Raw genomic sequence first — 18,376 nt, forward strand, 5'->3', positions numbered from 1 at the left:
TCCGGGGGCGCCCCGGGACCGGTCACTCCTCGCCGTTCTGACGGTGCGTGAGCCCCGGCACCATCAGTGCGGTGGCCGCCACCGACACCGCCACGAGCAGCAGCACCAGGTGCGGACGGGTCCCCAGGCCCAGCAGCCAGGCCCCGAGCAGGCCGCCCAGGAACATCGCCCCGACGGACGACAGCCGCCGGGGGCCGGCGTGCTTCCCGTATCCCAGTCTTGTGTCGTGGCCGATCGGGGACCCGCTGATCAGGGCCGTCATCGCCCGGGTCGTCACGGTGGTGGTGAGGTCCGGGGCGCCCACCCGCATGGCGGTGACGTTGCGCATGCCCATCGCGACCGCCATCAGGCCGATGACGGCATACCGCTGGACGTCCGTCGACTCCCGCGCCGGACCGGACTGCCAGGCGGTGAACGCCGCGGCGGCCAACAGCGCCGCCTCGGTCATGAGCGCGATCGGGAACCACTGCTGCCGCCGGACGGACAGCGCCGACTCCACCCGCCCGCCGAGCGCCGCCCCGAGCGCGAAGGAGCCGAGGGAGACCACGGTGGCGACGATGGGAAGCCCGCCCTGCCGCGCGATGCCGAAGCCCAGGAAGAGCAGGTTGCCGGTCTGGGTGGCGGTGAAGACATGGCCGAGGGCCAGGAAGCTGACGGCATCGAGAACGCCGGTGGCCACGGTCAGGCACACCATCACCGCCGTCAGGGCGGTTCCGCTCGGCGGCTCCACGGAGCGGCCCCCTTCCACCTCGGGCATCAGGCCGTCACAAGTCTGCGGACGGGCCGCCCGCCGGGCCGTCATTGCGCCGTCTGTGGGCGGCCCGACGGGTGCACGCCGGCGCCCGGGCCGGGGCCGCGCACCACGGACGGGGCCGACCGCGGTATTCGGTGTACGCCGCGGCCCGGTCTGGCGGATCATGGCGGCATGTGTGCCGATCACGTCCAGCCGTCCGCCGCCGAGGAGTGCCTTCCGATCCGTCTGCACATGGACGACTCCGACTCCCCGTCCGATGTCGTCGACGCGCTCTTCCTGGGGCGCTTCGCCAAGGGCGAGCAGCCGTTCGCCCGCAGCCGCTCGATGGAACGGGTCAAGAGCGGGCAGACGCTGCTGCCGCCCGGGTCGCGGGTGCTGCGTTCCGCACGGGAGGACGACCGCAGTGCGACCCTCGCCGAGGGCGACGGCTACACCCTGCTGGTCTCCCGCTGGAGTCGCGGCGCCGACGTGACGGTCACCGCCGTCAGCGACGAACTGGCCGAGAAGGTGCTGGGGCAGTCGACGGACGAGGCACAGGACGCGCCGGAGCCGCAGCCGGACAACGTCGCGATGGGCTTCTGGTACTTCTCACCACGCCGCGGGCCCTACCGCACGACCCGGCAGATCTCGGCCGGCACGTGGGAGGAGATCCGCCCGAACTACACCGCGCCGGTGGCCGGCGCGATGGATTCCCTGATGAAGGTGGCGCCCGAGGAGATCGCCGGCCGACTGCTGCTGCTGCACGGCCCGCCCGGCACCGGCAAGACCTCCGCGCTGCGCACGCTGGCCCGCTCCTGGCGCGACTGGTGCCAGGTGGACTGCGTTCTCGATCCCGAGCGGCTCTTCAACGACGTCGGCTACCTCATGGACATCGCCATCGGCGAGGACGACGGCGCCGGCAAGAGCCGCTGGCGCCTGCTGCTCCTGGAGGACTGCGACGAACTGATCCGCGGCGAGGCCAAGCACACCGCCGGCCAGGCGCTGTCCCGGCTGCTCAACCTCACCGACGGCCTCCTCGGCCAGGGGCGCAACGTCCTGGTCGGCGTCACCACCAACGAGGACCTGGAGCGGATGCACCCCGCGGTGGTCCGCCCGGGCCGCTGTCTGGCGCGTATCGAGATCGGCCCGCTGACCCGCCCGGAAGCGGTCAACTGGCTCGGCACCGACGAAGGCGTGGGCCGCGACGGCGCCTCCCTCGCCGAGCTGTACGCGCTCCGCCGGGGCACCCGCCCCGCGTCGGTCCCGGCCCAGGACACGGGGACGGATGCCGGGCTGTATCTGTGACGGGCCGGGCCCCGGCCGGTGACGGCCGCCCCCTTCCGGCCGCCGGGCGAGGGACGGTTCCCCCGGCGCTCGTTCCGCTCACCGGACGGCCGCTCCCACCGGCCGTGCCCAAGCGGTGACTTCGACGATCAGGTGCCGGCGGCCGGAGAAGTCCGTGAGCCTCGGCAAGCGGGGCGTCAGCCCCGAGGCGCGGGCCCTGGCGCGAGCCGCCGGAGCGCGGTTCGGGGGGAATGGCTGAGCCACCTCACCGCGCCCGCCCCCGCGGCTTCAGCGCCACCGGCGGAAGCTCGGGTGCCCGCAGCCGGGCGCCGTCGTAGCCGTGGACGGTGCCGAAGCGGGAGCCCGACATCCAGTCCGCGCGGGCCTCTTCGATGTCCGCCTGGGAGCGGCCGACGAAGTTCCACCACATCACGATCTGTTCCTCGAACGGCACGCCGCCCAGCAGCATCAGGCTGCTGTCGGAGTCGGTGCGCAGCGGGAGTTCGGCGCGTCCGCAGCCGAGGTAGAGCAGCGAGCCGGGGGTCAGCGGGACGCCGTCGATCACGCTCTCGCCGGAGATGGTCAGGGCCGCGTACTCGAAGTCCGGGTCGACCGGGAGGCGGGCGTCCGTGCCGGCGGCGAGGGTGAGGTCGGCGCCGACCAGCGGGGAGTAGACGGTGCCCGGGGAGGCGGCGCCGGCCAGCTCGCCGAGGAGGACGGTGACGGAGAGGCCGCCACCGCCGCCGGTGAGGACCGGGAGGTCGGTGTGGTGCTCGAACGCCGCGGCCGTGTCGCGGTGTTCGTCGGGGAGCGCCACCCACAGTTGGGCGCCGTGGAGTATCGGCGCATGGCCGCGCGGTGACTCCTCGGAGTGCGCGACGGCGCGTCCGGATGTCATCAGGCCCAGCTCCCGCGGCCGTACGGTCTGCAGGCTGCCCAGGCTGTCGCGGTGCAGTACCTCGCCCTCGTGCAGCCAACTGACGGTCTGCAGGCCCATGTGCGGGTGCGGCGGCACCTGCATGCCCGACTGGTCGGCGATGTCGTCGGGGCCGTAGTGGTCGACGAAGCACCAGGCGCCGACCATCCGCCGACCGAGGTTGGGGAGCAGCCGCCGCACGAGGGTGCTCTCGCCGAGGGGTACCTGCTTGCCCGGCTGGACGTCGCGGACCGGACCCGTACGGCCGGTGGCCCCGCACAGGCTGGGCGCGGGCTTGAGGTCGAGATTGCTCATGGCGTCACGATATGCGGGGGCGGGTGGGCGGCCCGGGCAGGCGCACAACACGGCCCGGCGCGGTGTGCGGGCGGGTGGGCGGGCCTCGGTCGCGTCAGCCGGCGAGCTCGCGCAGGCGTACCGACAGGCAGGTCACACAGCCTTCCAGCTTCTCGAATTCGCCGATGTCCACCAGGACCGGCCGGTATCCGAGGCCGGCGAGGAGTTCGGCGGTCCGGGGTGCGGAGGCGGCCATCAGGAGGCTGTCGCCGCCCAGGAGGACGACATGTGCGCCGGACTCCTCGGGGACGGTGCGGAAGGCGGGGAACACGGCGGGGTCGTCGACCAGTGGCGGGTAGCCGATGACGGTGCCGTCCGGGAGGGCGGTGACCGCGGACTTCAGATGCAGTACGCGGCTGATCGGTACGGCGACGACGCGGGCGCCCAAGGGCTCGAAGGCGGCACGGAGTTGGCGTACCCCTTCGGCGTTGGTCCGGCCGCCGCGGCCGACGTGGACGGTGTCGCCGGTCTTGAGGATGTCGCCGCCGTCGAGGGTGCCGGGCGCCCGGACCTCGTTGACCGAGCAGCCGAGCGCCTCGGCCGCGGCGCGGGCGGCGCGGATCTCGGGCCGACGGGAGTCGGCGCCGGGGCGGGCGATCAGCGCGACGTTGCGGAAGACGACCATGGTGTCCTCGATGAACACCGCGTCCGGGCAGTCGTCGGCGGGCGCCACCTCGGTGGTGGACCAGCCGTGGTCGTGCAGCCTTCGGACGTACCGCTCCCACTGCCGCAGGGCGAGCGCGGCGTCCACCGGGCGCCGGTCGATATGGGTGACCAGTCCCTCGGACACACGGGGGCCGGGGCGGCGGACGAGGGCCTGCTTGCTGGGCATGCGTCGTTCCTTCGGGGTGCGGGGTGAGGGGGCGGTCCGGCTCAGGCGTCCACTCCGTAGGCAGCGCGCAGTGCGGTGTCGACCGCGGCGAGGGCCGCGGTGCGGTCCAGGCCGAGGCGCTTGGCGCGCCGCGCGTAGGTCTCGGCGGCCGCGGCGGCCTCCTTGTCGGCCGCTTCGCCGGCCGCGGCGATGAAGCTGCCGTTGCGGCCCCGGGTCTCGATCACACCGTCGGACTCCAGGGCGCGGTAGGCCTTGGCGACGGTGTTGGCGGCGAGGCCGAGATCTTCGGCGAGGCCGCGGACGGTGGGGAGTTTGTAGCCGACGGGCAGACCGCCGTCCCGGGCGCGGTCGGCGATCTGGGTGCGTACCTGCTCGAATGGCGCGTCGGCCGCGTCCGGATCGATGGTGATCGTGAGGTTCTGCGGGGACACGGTGGCGCTCCTGGTGCGGGTGGTAGGGCGGGCGGGGCCACCATTGTGCGCCAGGAGCGGCCACGGGACCGGAATCGGGACGGTAGCCCTTTGGAGTGGTTACAGCTCCAGGGTGGTGCCCGTCGTCCGCAGCCAGGCGTCCATGCCGAGGACCAGTTCGGCGCCCGGGCGGATGTCGTGGGCGGCGCCGTCGGCGGTGACCTCCGCGATGACGCCGGCGGCCAGCAACGGCCGCACGGGGGCGTTGCGGTCGGCGACCAGGTCCTTGAGTCCGACGCGCAGCGCCTCGTTGTACCGCGGGTCCTGGGTGCTGGGGTAGGGGCTCTTGATCCGGTCGGCGACCAGGTCGGGCAGCACGTCGCGGGTGGCGGCGCGCAGCAACGACTTCTCGCGGCCGTCGAAGGTCTTCATGGACCAGGGGGTGTTGAAGACGTAGTCGACGAGGCGGTGGTCGCAGAAGGGGACGCGGACCTCCAGGCCGACGGCCATGCCGGCCCGGTCCTTGCGGTCGAGGAGCACCTGTACCAAGCGGGTCAGGTGGAGATGGCTGATCTCGCGCATCCGGCGCTGGAGTCCGGTGTCGCCGTCCAGATGGGGCACTTCGGTGAGCGCCTCGCGGTAGCGGTGGTCCTGGTATCCGCGCAGGTCGAGTTTGGCGAGCAGCGCGCGGTCGAGCAGCCCCTCGCGGGTGGCGTTGCCGCCGGCGAACCGCCCCGGGAGGCCGGCCGCGATCCAGGGGAAGGTGTCGGCGTGCACGGACTCGGGGTCGTGGAACCAGCGGTAGCCGCCGAAGACCTCGTCCGCCGACTCGCCGGAGAGGGCGACCGTGGACTGTTCGCGGACGGCCTTGAAGAGGAGGTAGAGGGAGGTGTCGCCGTCGCCGAATCCGCTGGGCAGGTCGCGGGCGGCCAGGACTGCGGCGCGGTGGCCGGGGTCCATCAGGTCGGTGGTGTCCAGGACGATGTCGTGGTGGTCGGCGCTGACGTGCTCGGCCAGGGCGTGGGCGTACGGCCCGTCGGGGGTGCCGCGCAGGTCGTCCGGTGTGAAGTTCTCCGTGTGGCCGGTGAAGTCGACGGCGAAGGAGCGGACCGGACCGCCGCCCTGGGCCGCCAGCTCCTTGGCGGCGAGCGCGGTGATCGCGGACGAGTCCAGGCCGCCGGAGAGCAGCGTGCACAGCGGTACGTCGGCGATCAGCTGGCGGGCGACGATGTCGTCGAGCAGCTCGCGGATGTGCGTGACGGTGGCGGCGAGGTCGTCGGTGTGCTCGCGGGCTTCGAGGGCCCAGTAGCGCTTCACGGTGATGCCGCCGCGGCCCACCCGGACGAGATGGCCGGGGCGGACCTCGTGCATGCCCTTGTAGACGGCGTGGCCGGGGGTCTTGGTGAAGGTGATGAGCTCGGCGAGGCCCTCGGCGTCGACGGTGGGCCGTACGGAGGGGTGGGCGAGGATCGCCTTGGGTTCGGAGCCGAAGAGGACGCCGTCGGGAGTGGGGTGGTAGTAGAGCGGTTTGATGCCCATCCGGTCGCGGACCAGGAGGAGTTGTTCGGTGCGCGGGTCCCAGAGCGCGAAGGCGTACATGCCGTTGAGGCGTTCGGCGAAGGACTCGCCCCACTGAAGGTAGGCGTGCAGGACGACCTCGGTGTCGCTGCGGGTGCGGAAGGCATGGCCCAGTCGGGTCAGCTCGGCGCGCAGCTCGCGGTGGTTGTAGACCTCGCCGCTGTAGGTGGTGGCGAGCACGGTGCGGCCGTCGCGCTCGACGGTCATGGGCTGTCTGCCGCCGTCGACGTCGATGACGGCCAGGCGGCGGTGGCCCAACGCGGCGTGGGTGTCGAGCAGGATGCCGGCGGCGTCCGGGCCGCGGCAGGCCATCGTCCCGGTCATCGCCTCGAGCGTGGGGCGCCGGGTGGTCAGGTCGTGGTCGTAGGAGATCCATCCGGTGATTCCGCACATGCTCGCGGCTCCTTCTCCCTTGGGGGCGCCGGCCCGCCCGGTCCCGTCGGCAGCTCGCGGCGGTCACCGTACGCCCAGGTAGTTGCAAGGGCCACCGATAGTCGGTGCGGCAATCCGGAATGAGCCACCCGTTCACCGCTTTCCGGAAAAGGGATGGCAAATCGGCAGCCATCCGCCGGAAAAGGAGAGGCAAAGCCCTCCGTGGCGGCGTACCGTCCGCGGCCATGACACTCACCGTGCGCGACTTCCGCCGCTCCGACGCCAAGGCCGTGGCAGACCTGCGAAGGGCCTCGCTTCCCTGCCTCGTCTCCACGCCGCAGGGTGTCGCCTGGCAGGTGGCCGGTGCTCCCCCGGCGCAGCGACTGCGGCTGTTCGTCGCCGAGTCGGACGGCCGGGTCGTCGGCTCGGTCCACAGCGGACTGCTGCACGAGAGCAGCGTGCCGGGTCAGGGCGCGGCCTCCCCGCAGGTGCATCCGGACCACCGGCGCCGGGGCGTCGGCGGCGCCCTGCTGACCGCGGCCGAGCAGCATCTGTCCGCGGCCGGCGCCACCCGCCTGTTCGCCTGGGCCGTCGACGAACCCGGCCCGCTGGCCTTCGCCCGGCTCCGCGGCTACCGCCCCTCCCGCCCGGCCCACTGCCTACGGCTCGATCTCACGGCCGCCGCACTGCCCCCGCTCCCCGGGGAGCTGCCGCCCGGCGTCAGGGTGTGCACCGGGGCGGACTTCGGCGCCGACCCACGCCCGCTCTTCGCGGCCGACGCCGAGGCCGCCGCGGACGAACCGGGCGATGTCGCCGCCGACGCCCTCGACTACGACGACTGGTTGCGCACCACCTGGGAACATCCCTGCATCGATCTGGACCTCACCTCCGTCGTCACCGTCGACGGCCGGGTCGCCGCCTTCAGCCTGGCCCTCACCGACGGCCTGGGCCGCTACTCCTCGGCCATGACCGGCACCCGCCGCGCCTTCCGCGGCCGCGGCCTGGCCCGCCTCGCCAAGAACCACTCCCTGCACCGCGCCCGCGACGCCGGCTGCACCGAGGCGTTCACCGGCAACGACGCCACCAACGCCCCGATGCTCGCCATCAACCGGGCCTTCGGCTACCGGCCGTTCGGCGGGGAGTGGCGGTGCGTACGGGAGGTGGGGCAAGGCTGAGGGCAGGCCCCGTCCGTCGCCGCAGCACGGTGCCCGGGCGGGGCGGCGCCCACCGGACGTGCCGCACCGGACATCGAACCATCGCCCCCGGCGGAGGTTCGATCAACCCACTCCACGGCAGGGCGGCCGCCTCACCGGTTGGGGCCGACCGTCGGGTGATCATCGTCTGCCCGCGTGCAGCACAATGGTCGGATGACGAACAACGAGGAACAGAGCACCCCGTCTCCTGACACGGTTCTCGCTCTCGGCATCTCCTTCGGCCTGCTGGGCGGAGTCGCACTCGGCGTGCTGGTCTTCGACAACATCGGCATCGGCATCGGCGTGGGTGTCGCGCTGGGGGTGGCGATCGGTGCGGCGCGTCGATTCCGACGCTGAGGACTCTCCCCTCGAACGATCCCCAGGCCGGAGCGGCTGCGGCCTTCCCGCCCCTTCCAGCCGGATGCCGAGCGCCCGCCACGACCCCCGCCTCGCCGGACTCCGCATCGCAGACATCCGCCCCTGGCCCGCACGCTGACGCAAACGCCCCTCGGCGTTCCCCACTTCGCGCTCAGCCGGATCGGTCGGCTGCGCGCAACGGGCATCCGGTGCCGACGCGCGCGGTGAGTTCGGCCCGCAGGGCGGCGAGTTCGGCCATGCGTACCTCGATGACCTGGATCTTCTCCACGAACAGCGCGGACAGCGCCTCCGCGGTGTCCGGCGCCTCGCGCAACTCCTCGCCGTGCCGTGCGATCTCGGCCAGTGAGAACCCGAGCGTCTGCGCGGTGCGGACGTAGTGCAGCCAGGCCACGGTCTCGGGCGGGAAGTCGCGATATCCGTTGGGCAGTCGCCGACCCGCGACGAGGCCGACCTTCTCGTAGAACCGGATGGTGTCTCTGGTCATGCCCGCCTGCGCGGCCAACTCTCCGATACGCATGGCTCTCCGTCGAACAATGGGCTTGACCTTGGACCGTACTCCACTCCTTACGGTGAGGCGTCGCTGTCACGAGACCAGCAGGAGCCTCATTGATCCGCCTCATCGCCCCCGCACGCCCCGTCTACCTCCGCGTCGTGCGCGCGAGCGCCTGGTACGACCTCGTCGTGACGGCGGGTTTCGCGACGCCGTGGACGTACGCACTGGTGCACCACGCGCTGTCGTCGTTGGGCGACGCCCTCGGGCTCGGCGTCCTGCCCGAACTCGACCCGATACAGACCTTGTACGCGAATCTGATGGGTTCGGTCGTGGTCGTCTGGGCCGTCCTGCGGATCGTCCGGCCGATGGCGGTGCACGGACTGCTCGACGGCTTCGCGCGCACGCTGTTCGCGAGTTGGCAGGCGTACGCGCTGACCCACGGTGCGATGCGGTTGCTGTGGCTGTTCTTTGCCGTCGAGGTGGGGTTCGGCGTCGCCCAGCTCGTGCCGTGGTGGCGGAACCAGCGCACCGATCCGGAGCCCGGCCGTACCGGCCGGGCCGGCCGGGCCGGCCGGGCCGAGGAGCACCCGCTCGGCGCACCGCGGCAGAGCTGAGACCGGTTGGCCCCGAACGGCCCCTCAGGTGAGGGGCCGTTCGCCTCTTCCGGGCTTCGTTGTCAGTGGTGGGCCCTACCGTGGTGGTACGGCGCTTGGCAGGTCAGAAAACGCTGAGGGGGAGGCGGCATGCCCGAGTGGGCTCTCGCGATACTCGTTCCGGTCGGTCTGCTGGCTGTGGGCCTGGGGGTGTTCTTGGTCTGGGCGCGTCTGGGGACGAAGGAACCGTTGAAACACGACAATCAAATGCCGGAGACCCATTTTTCGCAGGGTGATGGACTCGGCGGCGGCTGACCCGCGGCGTCCACCACACCGGTCCACGACGAGCCGATCGGCGAACGAGCTGCCCTCGCCGACGAACACCGGTGGCCGGTGACGGACGTACCCACAAAGACGCAGCAGCCCCCGATGTCCCTTTTCGGCACCCCTGCCTGTGCCCCCGCTTAGCCCTTCCTTAACCGCACCATAAGGATCTCCAGGATCGGTCCTCGGGCCTCAGATTCGCTGCTCAGCGGGGCTAGCGTGCTTCTCGCAAGGCGGGGTTGTGTGCCGCCGGCGCCGCTCACCGGGGGACGGCGCCGGGCATGCGTCCCGACCCCCCACGGCCCGTCTTGCCGCCAGCCACGCTCGACGTACCTGATGAAGGAGACCCCCACGATGACCGCTCGTCGTAAGGCCACCGGGACAGCACTGGCCGGTATCGCGCCGCTTGCGCTCACCGTTCTGACCGCGGGCCCGGCCGCGGCGCACGGTTCGATGTCGGATCCCGTCAGCCGGGTCTCGGCCTGCTACGCGGAGGGGCCCGAGACCCCCAGGTCCGCGGCGTGCAAGGCCGCCGTGCAGGCCAGTGGCGCGCAGGCCTTCTACGACTGGAACGCGGTGCGGGACGGCAACGCCGGCGGCCGATCGAAGACGAAGATCCCGGACGGGAGGCTGTGCAGCGGCGGGGACGACAAGTACAAGGGGCTGGACCTGCCGCGTGCGGACTGGCCGTCGTCCGCGATGCGGGCCGGCAACCACACGTTCCACTACAAGGCCACCGCCCCGCACAAGGGTTCCTTCGAGCTGTACCTCACCAAGGACGGCTACGACCCCACCAAGCCGCTGAAGTGGTCGGACCTGGAGGCGAAGCCGTTCGTGAAGGTGACCGACCCGACGCTGACGAACGGTGAGTACGTCTTCGACGGGAAGGTGCCGGCGCGGTCCGGGCGCCATCTGATCTACAGCGTCTGGCAGCGGTCGGACAGTCCGGAGGCGTTCTACACCTGCTCCGACGTGGTGTTCGGCAAGGACAGTGGCGGCGGGGCGGGCGCCGGGCCGTCCGCGGCGCCGTCCGCCTCCGCGCCGACGGACCGGCAGATCGAGGCGGGTGCGGACAAGTCGTCGATGGACATGGGCAGTCATGGTCACGGTGCCGCCGCGGGCCACTCCACGCACTCCGCCCAGGCCGCCGCCGACGCCCCGGCCGCGTCCGGCGGGACGCACCCCGACGGCGCCGCCGTACCGGCCGACGGGCAGCGGTTGGCCGAGACCGGTGGGGACAGCTCGACCGCCCCGATGGCGATCGGCGGCGCCGCCGTCCTGGCCATGGGCGCCGCAGTGCTGTTCGCGACGACCCGCCGCAAGGCCGCCGGCCGGCGCGGCTGATCCCTGCCGCCGGCCCGCCCCGCCGGCGGCAGTCGCGCCGGGGCCGCCTGCGACGGCTCCCGGCGCACCGCGGCGCCGCCTCCTTCCGTACCGCGAAGGGGCGGCGCCGCACCGTCATGCGCCGCACCGTCATGCACCGCACCGTCATGCACCGCACCGTCATGCGCCGTTCGGTCCGTTCCGTCCGTTCGGCGGCAGCGGGCCGATGATGTCGTTGGCAACGTGCTGGTAGATGACCGAACTGCGGCAGTCGACGACCTCGCGGCGCTTGAGGACCTCGTCCATCAGGAGCCCGTGCAGCCGGTCGACGTCCGGTACGGCGACATGGACCAGGAAGTCGTCGCCGCCCGCGACGACGTAGATGTTGAGCACCTCGGGCAGGGATATCAAGAACGCCTTGAAGCGCTCGATGAGTTCGCGGTCCAGGGGACGGATGCGGATGGAGAGCAGGGCCTGTACAGGGCGGTTGAGGGCGCGCCGGTCCACCATCGCGCGGTAGCCGGTGATCACCCCGCGGGCGCGTAGCGCGCGGACCCGCTCCAGACAGGTGGAGGGGGCGATGTTGAGCATGCGGGCCAGTTCGCGGTTGGTCTGCCGCGCATCGCGCTGGAGTTCGCGGACAATCGCCGAATCTACGGTGCGGTGCCGATCGGGGTGGTCTCGGCGGCCTGGATCGGTGGCAAGTACGTAGCGGACGCAGCCGGTTGGGGCGAGCCGGGTGCGGCGACGGTCGGCGCTCTGGTGCTGGCCGGGTCGCTGGCCTCCAATGCCTTCGGGCTGCGGATGTCGGGACGGGTGCAGCTGATGCTCGGCGGCCTGCTGGCGGCGGTGCTGCTGTGCGCAGTGCTCGCCTCCCTGCCGCATCTGAGCGCCGCACACTTCACACCGTTCATGCCCGGCGGCTGGACATCGGTCGCTACGGCGGCCTCGGTGCTGTTCTTCGCGTTCGCGGGCTGGGAGGCGGCGAGCCATCTGTCCGGTGAGTTCGCCGATCCGCCCCGGGACCTGCCGCGGGTGACCCGTAACGCCCTGGCCGTCGTCACCGTGCTCTACCTCGGGCTGGCCGTCGCCACCATCGGGGCGCTGGGTCCGGCCGCGGCCGGTACCGACACCCCGCTGACCGCGCTGCTCACCCAGAGCGTGGGGGCCGCCGCCCGCCCGGTCGCCGCGGTGGCGGCGCTGTTCCTCACCTTCGGGGCGGTCAACTCCTATCTGGCCGGGGCCTCCCGGCTCGGTGCCGCCCTCGGCCGGGGCGGGGCGGCACCCCGCTGGCTGGCCAAGGGCGGCGAGCCGGGCGGGGTACCGCGCCGGTCGCTGGCGGTGCTGGGCGGTGCCGCCGCGCTGCCGGCCGTGGCGGCCGGGTGGGGCGGCGTCGATCTGCAGCTCCTGATGGCGGCGACCGCCACCTGCCTGGCGCCGTGACGCTGGCCGGTCTCGCCGCCGCCATGGCGTTGCTCCCGCGCCGCACCCCGCTGTTCTGCGGGGTGGTCGCCGGCTCCGTGCTGACGGTGGCGGTCCTGGCGTTCTCCGGATGGCTGCTGCTGCTCCCCGCTGTGCTGGCGACCGCCACGTTCTGCTTCCTCACGTTGCGCGGGACGCTCGTACGGGCCGCGGAGCGGCGGCCCGTCGAGAGGTGAGGCGGCAAAGCGGCGGACGGACCGTGGCGGGCGGTCAGCCGACCGACGCGCAGGTCGTCGGGGTGGCGTGGGCCGGGTCGAGGGCGTTGGCGGTCTCGTGGAAGGCGATGCGGTCGACGAGGCCGATGGCCACGTGCTCCGAGAAGTCGAGGGAACACAGGTCCTGGAGCACGACGTTGCGGACGCCGGGGCCGTCGAGGAACTGCGTGCGGTACGGCGTGACGACCTCGTCGTACTTGGTGGCGATGACGGTGTAGTGCACACCCGGGAGGGTGTCGCCGCCCTCGTTGAGGCGCTTGAGGGTGTCGGAGCCGGCGATCTGGTCGGTCAGGCCCGGGGTCAGCCGACCGAGGTACTTCTTCGCATCGGGGAACTGGTCCAGGAGGCGGGTCAGGCCGTTCAGGTCGGTGCCGTGGTTGTCGGGGGCCAGGCCGACCAGCGTGTTCACCTTGTCCGCGCCGCCATGGAACCTCAGATACACCCGCGCCATCATGCCGCCCTGCGAGTGGCCGACGAGGTCGGCCTTGGGGGTGCCGGTGGCGGCCAGCACCCGGTCGACGAAGGCGGCGAGCTGCCCGGCGGACGCGTCGACCGGGCCCAGACCGTGGAAGAAGGGGACGCCGGGCAGCTCGCCGTAGTCGAGGGAGAAGACGCAGTAGCCGCGGGCCACCAGATAGGGCGCGAGGCCCAGCCAGTTGTCGACGGAGTTGCCGAAGGTGCCGTGCACCAGCACCACGGGGCGGGGGTGCGCGGCGGAGGGCTTGCACGCGTAGTTGTTCCAGCCGCTGCGGACGGTGGGGGCGTCGGCGGAGGCGGGAGCGGTGGTGACACCGAAGGCCAGGGCGAGGGCGGGGAGGAGGGCGAGCGCTCTTGACCAGCGCAGCTTCATACGATGCTCCTTGCGGGGTGAGGGGACTCCGAAGTGCTCGGTGAGCCGTTCACCTGCGATCCGGATCGCAAGGGCCAACGCAGTTGACTGACAAGTAAGTTACGGCCGGGTAAGCGGGATGAGCCAGTCACGTGACGGTGAAGGAAACGACACGGAATCTCTACCGGACGTCCGGGTACGAGGAGGCACGGGCGTGCCCGCCCATCGGCGCCCTACCGCCATCCGGCGCCGTCGAGCTTGGCCGCCGGGCGGACGGCGCCGGGCCCGAAGCGCGCCCTGGCCCGGTCGACGGCCGCCTCGATGCGGTGCGCCTTGTCGTCGACGGGGTCGAACGACAGCTGACGGGCGGCGAGTTCGGCGCGGCACAGGTCCTCCGCGCGCAGCGCCACGGACCGTACCCGCGCCCGCTGCAGCCCGAGGGCGGCGTGCAGCGCATAGGCCGCCTCGGTCAGCGCGGGGCCGTGCGCGGTGGGCCCGTCCAGCCGCCGGGTGCGGGTCGTGGTGGAACGGTCGGCGTAGCGGACGGTGAGGGTGAGCGCACGGGCCACCTGACCGCCCGCGCGCATCCGGGCCCCGAGGTCGTCGGCGAGCGAGAGCAGCGCGTGGCGGCGCCGGACGGGGTCCAGTTCGTCGTGGGCGAAGCGGTGTTCGGCCCCCATCGACCGGGACGGGGCGTTGGGCGTCACCGGCGTGGGGTCGATGCCGCGGGCCCGCTCGTACACCGCGCGGCCGGCCTTCGCACCGAGGATGCGCTGCAGCGTGGCGGGCGGCGCGGCGGCGATCCGCGCGACGCTGTCGAGCCCGTACGCGCACAGGGTGCGCGCGGTCGCCGGCCCGACGCCGTACAGCGAGGAGGCGGGGCGGCGGGCGAGGAAGGAGGCGACGGACCCGGCGTCCGAGGGGACGGAGCGGATCTCGCCGGGCGGCGCGCCCTGGGCCGCCATCCGCGCGAGCAGCGGGTTGACGCCGACCCCGATCGTGCACCGCACGCCGTACCAGGCCAACGCGCGCAGCCGTACCAGCTCGGCGATGCCCGCCGCGTCCCGGTCGAAGTAGCGCAGCGCCCCGCGGACGTCGGCCAGCGCGGCGTCCGGCGGCAGCGCCTCGATCACGGGTGTGAACTGCGCCAGCAGGCCGAGCAGTTGCTCGTACCGGGTGGCGTCGACGGGGGTGCCGTCCGTGGTCCGGAAGCGCACATGGAGCGTGGCCGGCGGGCGTGCGGCGGGATCCGGCGGGGCGGCGGGCGGCGCCGCGTCGGCCGCCCCGGTGGAGCCGGTGCCCGCACCGGGGCTCATCCCGCGCTCCCGGGGCTGGCGTGCCACAGCTTGCGGCCGGTGGCGGCGCGGTCGCCGGCGGGCTGGAGGTCGGCCCACGGGTGCATCTCGTAGCCGGTCTCCAGGCGGATGGTGCGGCCGGCGGCGGCTGGACCCGGCTGCTCCGCGCCCCCCTCGTCCGGCCCCTCGTCCGGCCCCTCCCCCGCCCCTGCGTCCGGCCCCTCCGGGCCCGCGGCCAGCCGGGCGGTGACCGCCTCCAGTCCGCCTTCGCGGCGCAGTTCGGCCAGCTCGGCGAGGTTCCAGGCGGCCGCGCCGACCACGCTGAGGCTGCGTGGCCCGCGGCGCTGGACCGTACCGCGGACCAGCAGCAGCCAGGAGTGGAACACGGTGCGGGCGCAGGCGGCGTGGCTGTCGTCGAAGAAGGCGCAGTCGACCAGCCCCGTGCTGTCGTCGAGGGTGGTGAAGATGACCCGGCGGCCGGAGCGGATCGGGGGCGTCTGGGTGGCCGCCTTGGCCCCGGCGACCAGTACCGTCTCGCCGTGCCGGGCATCGCGCAGCAGCCGGGCCGGTAGGGCGCCCAGCTCGGCGAGGAACTCCCGGTGGTCGGCCATCAGATGGCGGGAGGCGTCCATGCCGAGGACGCCCAGCTCGGCGCTGAGCCGTTCGACGTCGCCGAGGTCGGGCAGGCCCACCGGCTCGACGACCTCGGCCGCCGCCTCCTGGTCGGTGTGCAGCGCCAGCTGCCCACCGGGCACGCTCCGCTGCCGGTGGTGCAGTTCGGCGATGTGCAGCAGCAGGTCGCGGCGGTTGGCGCCGAAGGGGTCCAACGCGCCGACCCGGGCGAGGCGTTCGGCCACCGGGCGGGCCGGGCGGGCCCGCTGCCACAGGTCCTGGAGCGAGCGGTAGGGCTGCCCGGCCTCGATCCGCAGCGCCTCGGCCTCGCTCATCCCATGGACGTCGCAGAGCGCGAGCCGCAGTCCCCAGACACCACGGGAATCCTCTTCACCGGACACCAGTTCGATTCGATGGGTGACCGCCGACCGGTTCACATCCAACGGCAGCACCGGCACTCCGCGCCGCCGGGCGTCCGCAAGCAGCAGCCGCTTCGGGTACATCCCGGGGTCGTGGGTGAGCAGCCCGGCGTAGAAGGCCGCGGGGTGGTGCGCCTTGAGCCAGGCGGACTGGTAGGTGGGCACCGCGAAGGCGACCGCATGCGCCTTGCAGAAGCCGTACGAGCCGAACGCCTCGACGATCTCCCAGGTGCGTGTGATCACGTCCGCGCCGTATCCGCGCCGCTCGGCCCGCCGCGCGAACCAGGCGTGTACCCGCCCCTGGAGCTCCGGGTGCGACAGCGCGCGCCGCTTCTCGTCCGCCTCGTCCCGCGCGCAGCCGGTCATGATCCGCAGCGTCTCGATGATCTGCTCGTGAAACACCACCACCCCGTACGTCTCGCGCAGCGGTTCCTCCAGGTCGGGGTGGGGGTAGCGGACCGCCTTGCGGCCGTGCCGGGCCTCGATGAAGGGCCGCACCATATCGGCGGCGACCGGCCCCGGCCGGAACAGCGAGATGTCGACGACCAGGTCGTGGAAGGTGGCGGGCTGCAGCCGGCCGACCAGGTCGCGCTGGCCCGGCGACTCGATCTGGAAGCAGCCGAGCGTCTCGGTGGAGCGGATCAGGTCGTAGGTGTCCTGGTCACCGGGCGGCACCTGCGCGGGGTCGTCGAGATCGATCCGGTGCCCGGTGGCCCGGCCGATCTCGGCGACCGCATGCGCCATCGCGGACTGCATCCGCACGCCCAGCACATCGAGTTTGAGCAGCCCCAGGTCCTCCACGTCCTCCTTGTCGAACTGCGACATGGCGAGGGGGCCGCCTCCCGCGCCGTCGGGGCCGTGGGGGACGTCACCGCTGGTGGGCACGACGGGCGTGCGGTCCAGCAGCGTGGCGTCCGAGAGCAGCACCCCGCACGGGTGCATGGCGATCCCGCGCGGCAGCGCGTCCAGCGCCTCGACCAGCTGCCACAGCCGTTCGTTGCCGGCCTCCGGTACGCCGCGCAGCTCGGGGAGTTCGGCGAGCGCGGCCCGTGCGTCGCCGGCGCGGATGTGCGGGAAGGACTTGGCGAGGCCGTCCACCCGCGCCGGGTCCATGCCGAAGGCGGCACCCACGTCCCGTACGGCATGCCGGACCCGGTAGGTCTCGGGCATGGAGACGGTCGCGACCCGCTCCGGGCCGAAGCGGTCGAAGATCGCGCGGTAGACCTCCAGCCGGCGGGCGGATTCCACATCGATGTCGATGTCCGGCAGCGCCGCCCGGCGCTCGGACAGGAAGCGCTCCATCAGCAGGCCGTGCTCGACCGGATCGGCGTGCGCGATGCCGAGGAGGTGGTTGACCAGGGATCCGGCGCCGGACCCGCGGGCTGCGGTCCGGATGCCCATCCCCTTTATGTCGTCCACGACTTGAGCGACCGTCAGAAAGTACGAGGGGTAGCCGAGCCGTTCGATCGTACGGAGTTCGTCGTGCAGCCGGGCCCAGCGCTCGCGGTCGCGGTCGTAGCCGCGCAGCACCATCGCGGCGGTGCAGCGCGAGCGCAGCACCCGGGCGGCGGTGCGCCGCCCGGCGCCGACCAGGCGGGGCTCGGGGAAGTGGATCCGGCCGAGCCCGATGTCGTCCCGCGGGTCGACCAGGCACTCGCCGGCGGTCTCCTCGGTCATGGCGAGCAGCCGATGGGCGAGGCCGCGGCGGAATCCGGCCGCCTCGGCGATCCGCTCGGCGGTCCGGCTCATCGCGGCGGTGTCCTTGAGCCAGCGCTCGCCGCCGTCCCGGGCCTCGGGGCGGCGGTCGACCGGGACCAGGCGGCGGGCGGAGTCCAGGACGTCGGCGACCGGCCCCTGGCCGGGGTCGGCGTAGCGGACCGCGTTGGTCAGAACGGCGTGGACGCCCTGGTCGACGGCGAAGCCGAGGGTCCGGGCGGCCAGCCGCAAGGAGCCGGGGCGGCCGTGGTCGACGACCTCCAGGCGGAGCGCGGCACCGTACAGCTCGCGCCAGGGGGCGATGAGCCTGGCGGCGCGGTCCGGACGACCGGCGGCCAGCGCCCGGCCGACCTCGGAGTCCGGGCCGAGCAGGACGGTCAGGCCGTCGGCGGCGGACGCCAGGGCGTCCCACGGCAGGACGGGCGGCCGGGCCCGGCCCGCGTGGGCGGCGGAGACCAGCCGACACAGGGCGGCCCAGCCGGTCGCGCCGTCGCGGGCGAGGAAGACCACGCGGGCGGCGGACTCGTCGAGGAAGGCGCCGCCGCGCACCGGGGTGCGGCGGCGGGTGGTGGCCGTGGGGGCCGGCTCGCGTTCCGCCACGGCGAGTTCGGCGCCGAACAGGGGACGCACACCGGCCTCGGCGGCGGCCTTGGCGAACCGTACGGCTCCGGAGAGCCCGTCCCGGTCGGTCAGCGCGAGGGCGTCCAGGCCGCGCTCGGCGGCGCGCTCGGCGAGCCGCTCCGGGTGGGAGGCGCCGTAACGCAGGGAGAACCCCGAAGCGGTGTGCAGATGCGTGAACCCGGGCATTCACACCTCCTGCACCTCATCTGCCCCCCGGCTGATCCTGAGTCCCTCTGGTTTCGCTCTCCACCATAACGCGTAACTCGAACATTCGTACGAACACTCGCCGAGGACGAACCCCGGCGGTGGCGCCGTCCGCCGATCGGCCCCGCTCGACCCGCGCGCCCCCACCATCGCTCCGGCGAAATGGGACACCGTAAGAAAGCAGATAAAAGCCCCGGCGC

At 73.2% G+C, this 18,376-nt stretch carries 18 protein-coding genes; 8 read left to right on the forward strand and 10 right to left on the reverse strand.

The features are described from left to right. Positions 1-22 precede the first annotated feature (22 nt). Positions 23-730, reverse strand: coding sequence for a YoaK family protein (locus ACGFML_RS08840; protein WP_393541488.1), 708 nt, complete (start codon positions 728-730; stop codon positions 23-25). 195 nt (positions 731-925) lie between these two features. On the opposite strand from ACGFML_RS08840, the gene ACGFML_RS08845 reads away from it, so the two are divergent. After that, complete coding sequence (locus ACGFML_RS08845; protein ID WP_393541490.1) at positions 926-2,038, forward strand: DUF5925 domain-containing protein; 1,113 nt, start codon at positions 926-928, stop codon at positions 2,036-2,038. Between the two features lie 244 nt (positions 2,039-2,282). Here the strand turns inward: ACGFML_RS08845 and ACGFML_RS08850 are convergent, their stop codons facing one another. The 4 genes from ACGFML_RS08850 to asnB form a co-directional block, all read right to left on the reverse strand. Beyond that, positions 2,283-3,248, reverse strand: a complete 966-nt coding sequence (locus ACGFML_RS08850) for a pirin family protein (RefSeq protein WP_393541491.1) — start codon at positions 3,246-3,248, stop codon at positions 2,283-2,285. 94 nt (positions 3,249-3,342) lie between these two features. Continuing rightward, the gene (gene ddaH, locus ACGFML_RS08855; RefSeq protein ID WP_393541493.1) at positions 3,343-4,119 is read right to left on the reverse strand and encodes a dimethylargininase; all 777 of its coding nucleotides are present in this window, start codon (positions 4,117-4,119) and stop codon (positions 3,343-3,345) included. A gap of 41 nt (positions 4,120-4,160) precedes the next feature. After that, positions 4,161-4,550, reverse strand: a complete 390-nt coding sequence (locus ACGFML_RS08860; RefSeq protein WP_393541495.1) for a GntR family transcriptional regulator — start codon at positions 4,548-4,550, stop codon at positions 4,161-4,163. Between the two features lie 99 nt (positions 4,551-4,649). After that, positions 4,650-6,500 carry an asparagine synthase (glutamine-hydrolyzing) gene (gene asnB, locus ACGFML_RS08865; RefSeq protein WP_393541497.1) on the reverse strand — a complete coding sequence of 617 codons (1,851 nt, stop codon included), beginning with the start codon at positions 6,498-6,500 and terminating at the stop codon, positions 4,650-4,652. A 224-nt stretch (positions 6,501-6,724) separates the two neighbouring features. On the opposite strand from asnB, the gene ACGFML_RS08870 reads away from it, so the two are divergent. Next, positions 6,725-7,654 (forward strand): GNAT family N-acetyltransferase, encoded by a 930-nt coding sequence (locus ACGFML_RS08870; RefSeq protein WP_393541499.1) that lies wholly within the window; start codon positions 6,725-6,727, stop codon positions 7,652-7,654. A gap of 192 nt (positions 7,655-7,846) precedes the next feature. Beyond that, on the forward strand, positions 7,847-8,029 hold the full coding sequence (locus ACGFML_RS08875) for a hypothetical protein (RefSeq protein WP_393541501.1): 183 nt from the start codon (positions 7,847-7,849) through the stop codon (positions 8,027-8,029). Between the two features lie 172 nt (positions 8,030-8,201). Here the strand turns inward: ACGFML_RS08875 and ACGFML_RS08880 are convergent, their stop codons facing one another. Beyond that, positions 8,202-8,567 (reverse strand): MerR family transcriptional regulator, encoded by a 366-nt coding sequence (locus ACGFML_RS08880; RefSeq protein ID WP_393541502.1) that lies wholly within the window; start codon positions 8,565-8,567, stop codon positions 8,202-8,204. An 89-nt stretch (positions 8,568-8,656) separates the two neighbouring features. Here ACGFML_RS08880 and ACGFML_RS08885 point away from each other — a divergent pair, with 89 nt between their 5' ends. The 3 genes from ACGFML_RS08885 to ACGFML_RS08895 all read left to right on the forward strand — a co-directional run bounded on the left by ACGFML_RS08885 (position 8,657) and on the right by ACGFML_RS08895 (position 10,804). Then, positions 8,657-9,157: a hypothetical protein gene (locus ACGFML_RS08885; RefSeq protein WP_393541504.1), complete on the forward strand. Its 501-nt coding sequence runs from the start codon at positions 8,657-8,659 to the stop codon at positions 9,155-9,157. Between the two features lie 129 nt (positions 9,158-9,286). Further along, entirely contained in the window at positions 9,287-9,451 is a 165-nt protein-coding gene (locus ACGFML_RS08890) for a hypothetical protein (protein ID WP_393541506.1), read from the forward strand. Positions 9,452-9,814: 363 nt separating this feature from the next. Then, a complete protein-coding gene (locus tag ACGFML_RS08895; protein WP_393541507.1) occupies positions 9,815-10,804 on the forward strand; it encodes a lytic polysaccharide monooxygenase in 990 nt (329 codons plus the stop codon). A gap of 159 nt (positions 10,805-10,963) precedes the next feature. Here ACGFML_RS08895 and ACGFML_RS08900 read toward each other — a convergent pair whose 3' ends face one another. Then, positions 10,964-11,428 carry an Lrp/AsnC family transcriptional regulator gene (locus ACGFML_RS08900; RefSeq protein ID WP_393541683.1) on the reverse strand — a complete coding sequence of 155 codons (465 nt, stop codon included), beginning with the start codon at positions 11,426-11,428 and terminating at the stop codon, positions 10,964-10,966. 18 nt (positions 11,429-11,446) lie between these two features. On the opposite strand from ACGFML_RS08900, the gene ACGFML_RS08905 reads away from it, so the two are divergent. Both ACGFML_RS08905 and ACGFML_RS08910 read left to right on the forward strand, forming a co-directional pair. Further along, the gene (locus tag ACGFML_RS08905) at positions 11,447-12,226 is read left to right on the forward strand and encodes an APC family permease (protein WP_393541509.1); all 780 of its coding nucleotides are present in this window, start codon (positions 11,447-11,449) and stop codon (positions 12,224-12,226) included. After that, positions 12,223-12,441, forward strand: coding sequence for a hypothetical protein (locus ACGFML_RS08910; RefSeq protein WP_393541511.1), 219 nt, complete (start codon positions 12,223-12,225; stop codon positions 12,439-12,441). Before ACGFML_RS08905 ends, ACGFML_RS08910 begins: the two co-directional genes overlap by 4 nt. Before the next feature lie 34 nt (positions 12,442-12,475). On the opposite strand, the gene ACGFML_RS08915 is transcribed toward ACGFML_RS08910, so the two are convergent. The 3 genes from ACGFML_RS08915 to ACGFML_RS08925 all read right to left on the reverse strand — a co-directional run bounded on the left by ACGFML_RS08915 (position 12,476) and on the right by ACGFML_RS08925 (position 18,158). Further along, a complete protein-coding gene (locus ACGFML_RS08915; RefSeq protein WP_393541513.1) occupies positions 12,476-13,330 on the reverse strand; it encodes an esterase/lipase family protein in 855 nt (284 codons plus the stop codon). 212 nt (positions 13,331-13,542) lie between these two features. Further along, positions 13,543-14,625 carry a helix-hairpin-helix domain-containing protein gene (locus ACGFML_RS08920; protein ID WP_393541514.1) on the reverse strand — a complete coding sequence of 361 codons (1,083 nt, stop codon included), beginning with the start codon at positions 14,623-14,625 and terminating at the stop codon, positions 13,543-13,545. Beyond that, positions 14,622-18,158 carry a DNA polymerase III subunit alpha gene (locus tag ACGFML_RS08925; RefSeq protein ID WP_393541516.1) on the reverse strand — a complete coding sequence of 1,179 codons (3,537 nt, stop codon included), beginning with the start codon at positions 18,156-18,158 and terminating at the stop codon, positions 14,622-14,624. The genes ACGFML_RS08920 and ACGFML_RS08925 overlap by 4 nt, the downstream gene beginning before the upstream one ends. Positions 18,159-18,376 lie beyond the last annotated feature (218 nt).

It is taken from the genome of Streptomyces sp. NPDC048650 (genome assembly GCF_043199095.1).
Taxonomy (GTDB): Bacteria; Actinomycetota; Actinomycetes; order Streptomycetales; family Streptomycetaceae; genus Streptomyces.

What these genes read in the sequence shown, in the direction of transcription:
- ACGFML_RS08925 (WP_393541516.1), bottom strand. Translation starts at nt 18,158, where the DNA reads ATGCCCGGGTTCACGCATCTGCACACCGCTTCGGGGTTCTCCCTGCGT.
- ACGFML_RS08850 (WP_393541491.1), bottom strand. Translation starts at nt 3,248, where the DNA reads ATGAGCAATCTCGACCTCAAGCCCGCGCCCAGCCTGTGCGGGGCCACC.
- ACGFML_RS08890 (WP_393541506.1), top strand. Translation starts at nt 9,287, where the DNA reads ATGCCCGAGTGGGCTCTCGCGATACTCGTTCCGGTCGGTCTGCTGGCT.
- ACGFML_RS08875 (WP_393541501.1), top strand. Translation starts at nt 7,847, where the DNA reads ATGACGAACAACGAGGAACAGAGCACCCCGTCTCCTGACACGGTTCTC.
- ACGFML_RS08870 (WP_393541499.1), top strand. Translation starts at nt 6,725, where the DNA reads ATGACACTCACCGTGCGCGACTTCCGCCGCTCCGACGCCAAGGCCGTG.
- ACGFML_RS08880 (WP_393541502.1), bottom strand. Translation starts at nt 8,567, where the DNA reads ATGCGTATCGGAGAGTTGGCCGCGCAGGCGGGCATGACCAGAGACACC.
- asnB (WP_393541497.1), bottom strand. Translation starts at nt 6,500, where the DNA reads ATGTGCGGAATCACCGGATGGATCTCCTACGACCACGACCTGACCACC.
- ACGFML_RS08845 (WP_393541490.1), top strand. Translation starts at nt 926, where the DNA reads ATGTGTGCCGATCACGTCCAGCCGTCCGCCGCCGAGGAGTGCCTTCCG.
- ACGFML_RS08895 (WP_393541507.1), top strand. Translation starts at nt 9,815, where the DNA reads ATGACCGCTCGTCGTAAGGCCACCGGGACAGCACTGGCCGGTATCGCG.
- ACGFML_RS08920 (WP_393541514.1), bottom strand. Translation starts at nt 14,625, where the DNA reads ATGAGCCCCGGTGCGGGCACCGGCTCCACCGGGGCGGCCGACGCGGCG.
- ACGFML_RS08915 (WP_393541513.1), bottom strand. Translation starts at nt 13,330, where the DNA reads ATGAAGCTGCGCTGGTCAAGAGCGCTCGCCCTCCTCCCCGCCCTCGCC.
- ddaH (WP_393541493.1), bottom strand. Translation starts at nt 4,119, where the DNA reads ATGCCCAGCAAGCAGGCCCTCGTCCGCCGCCCCGGCCCCCGTGTGTCC.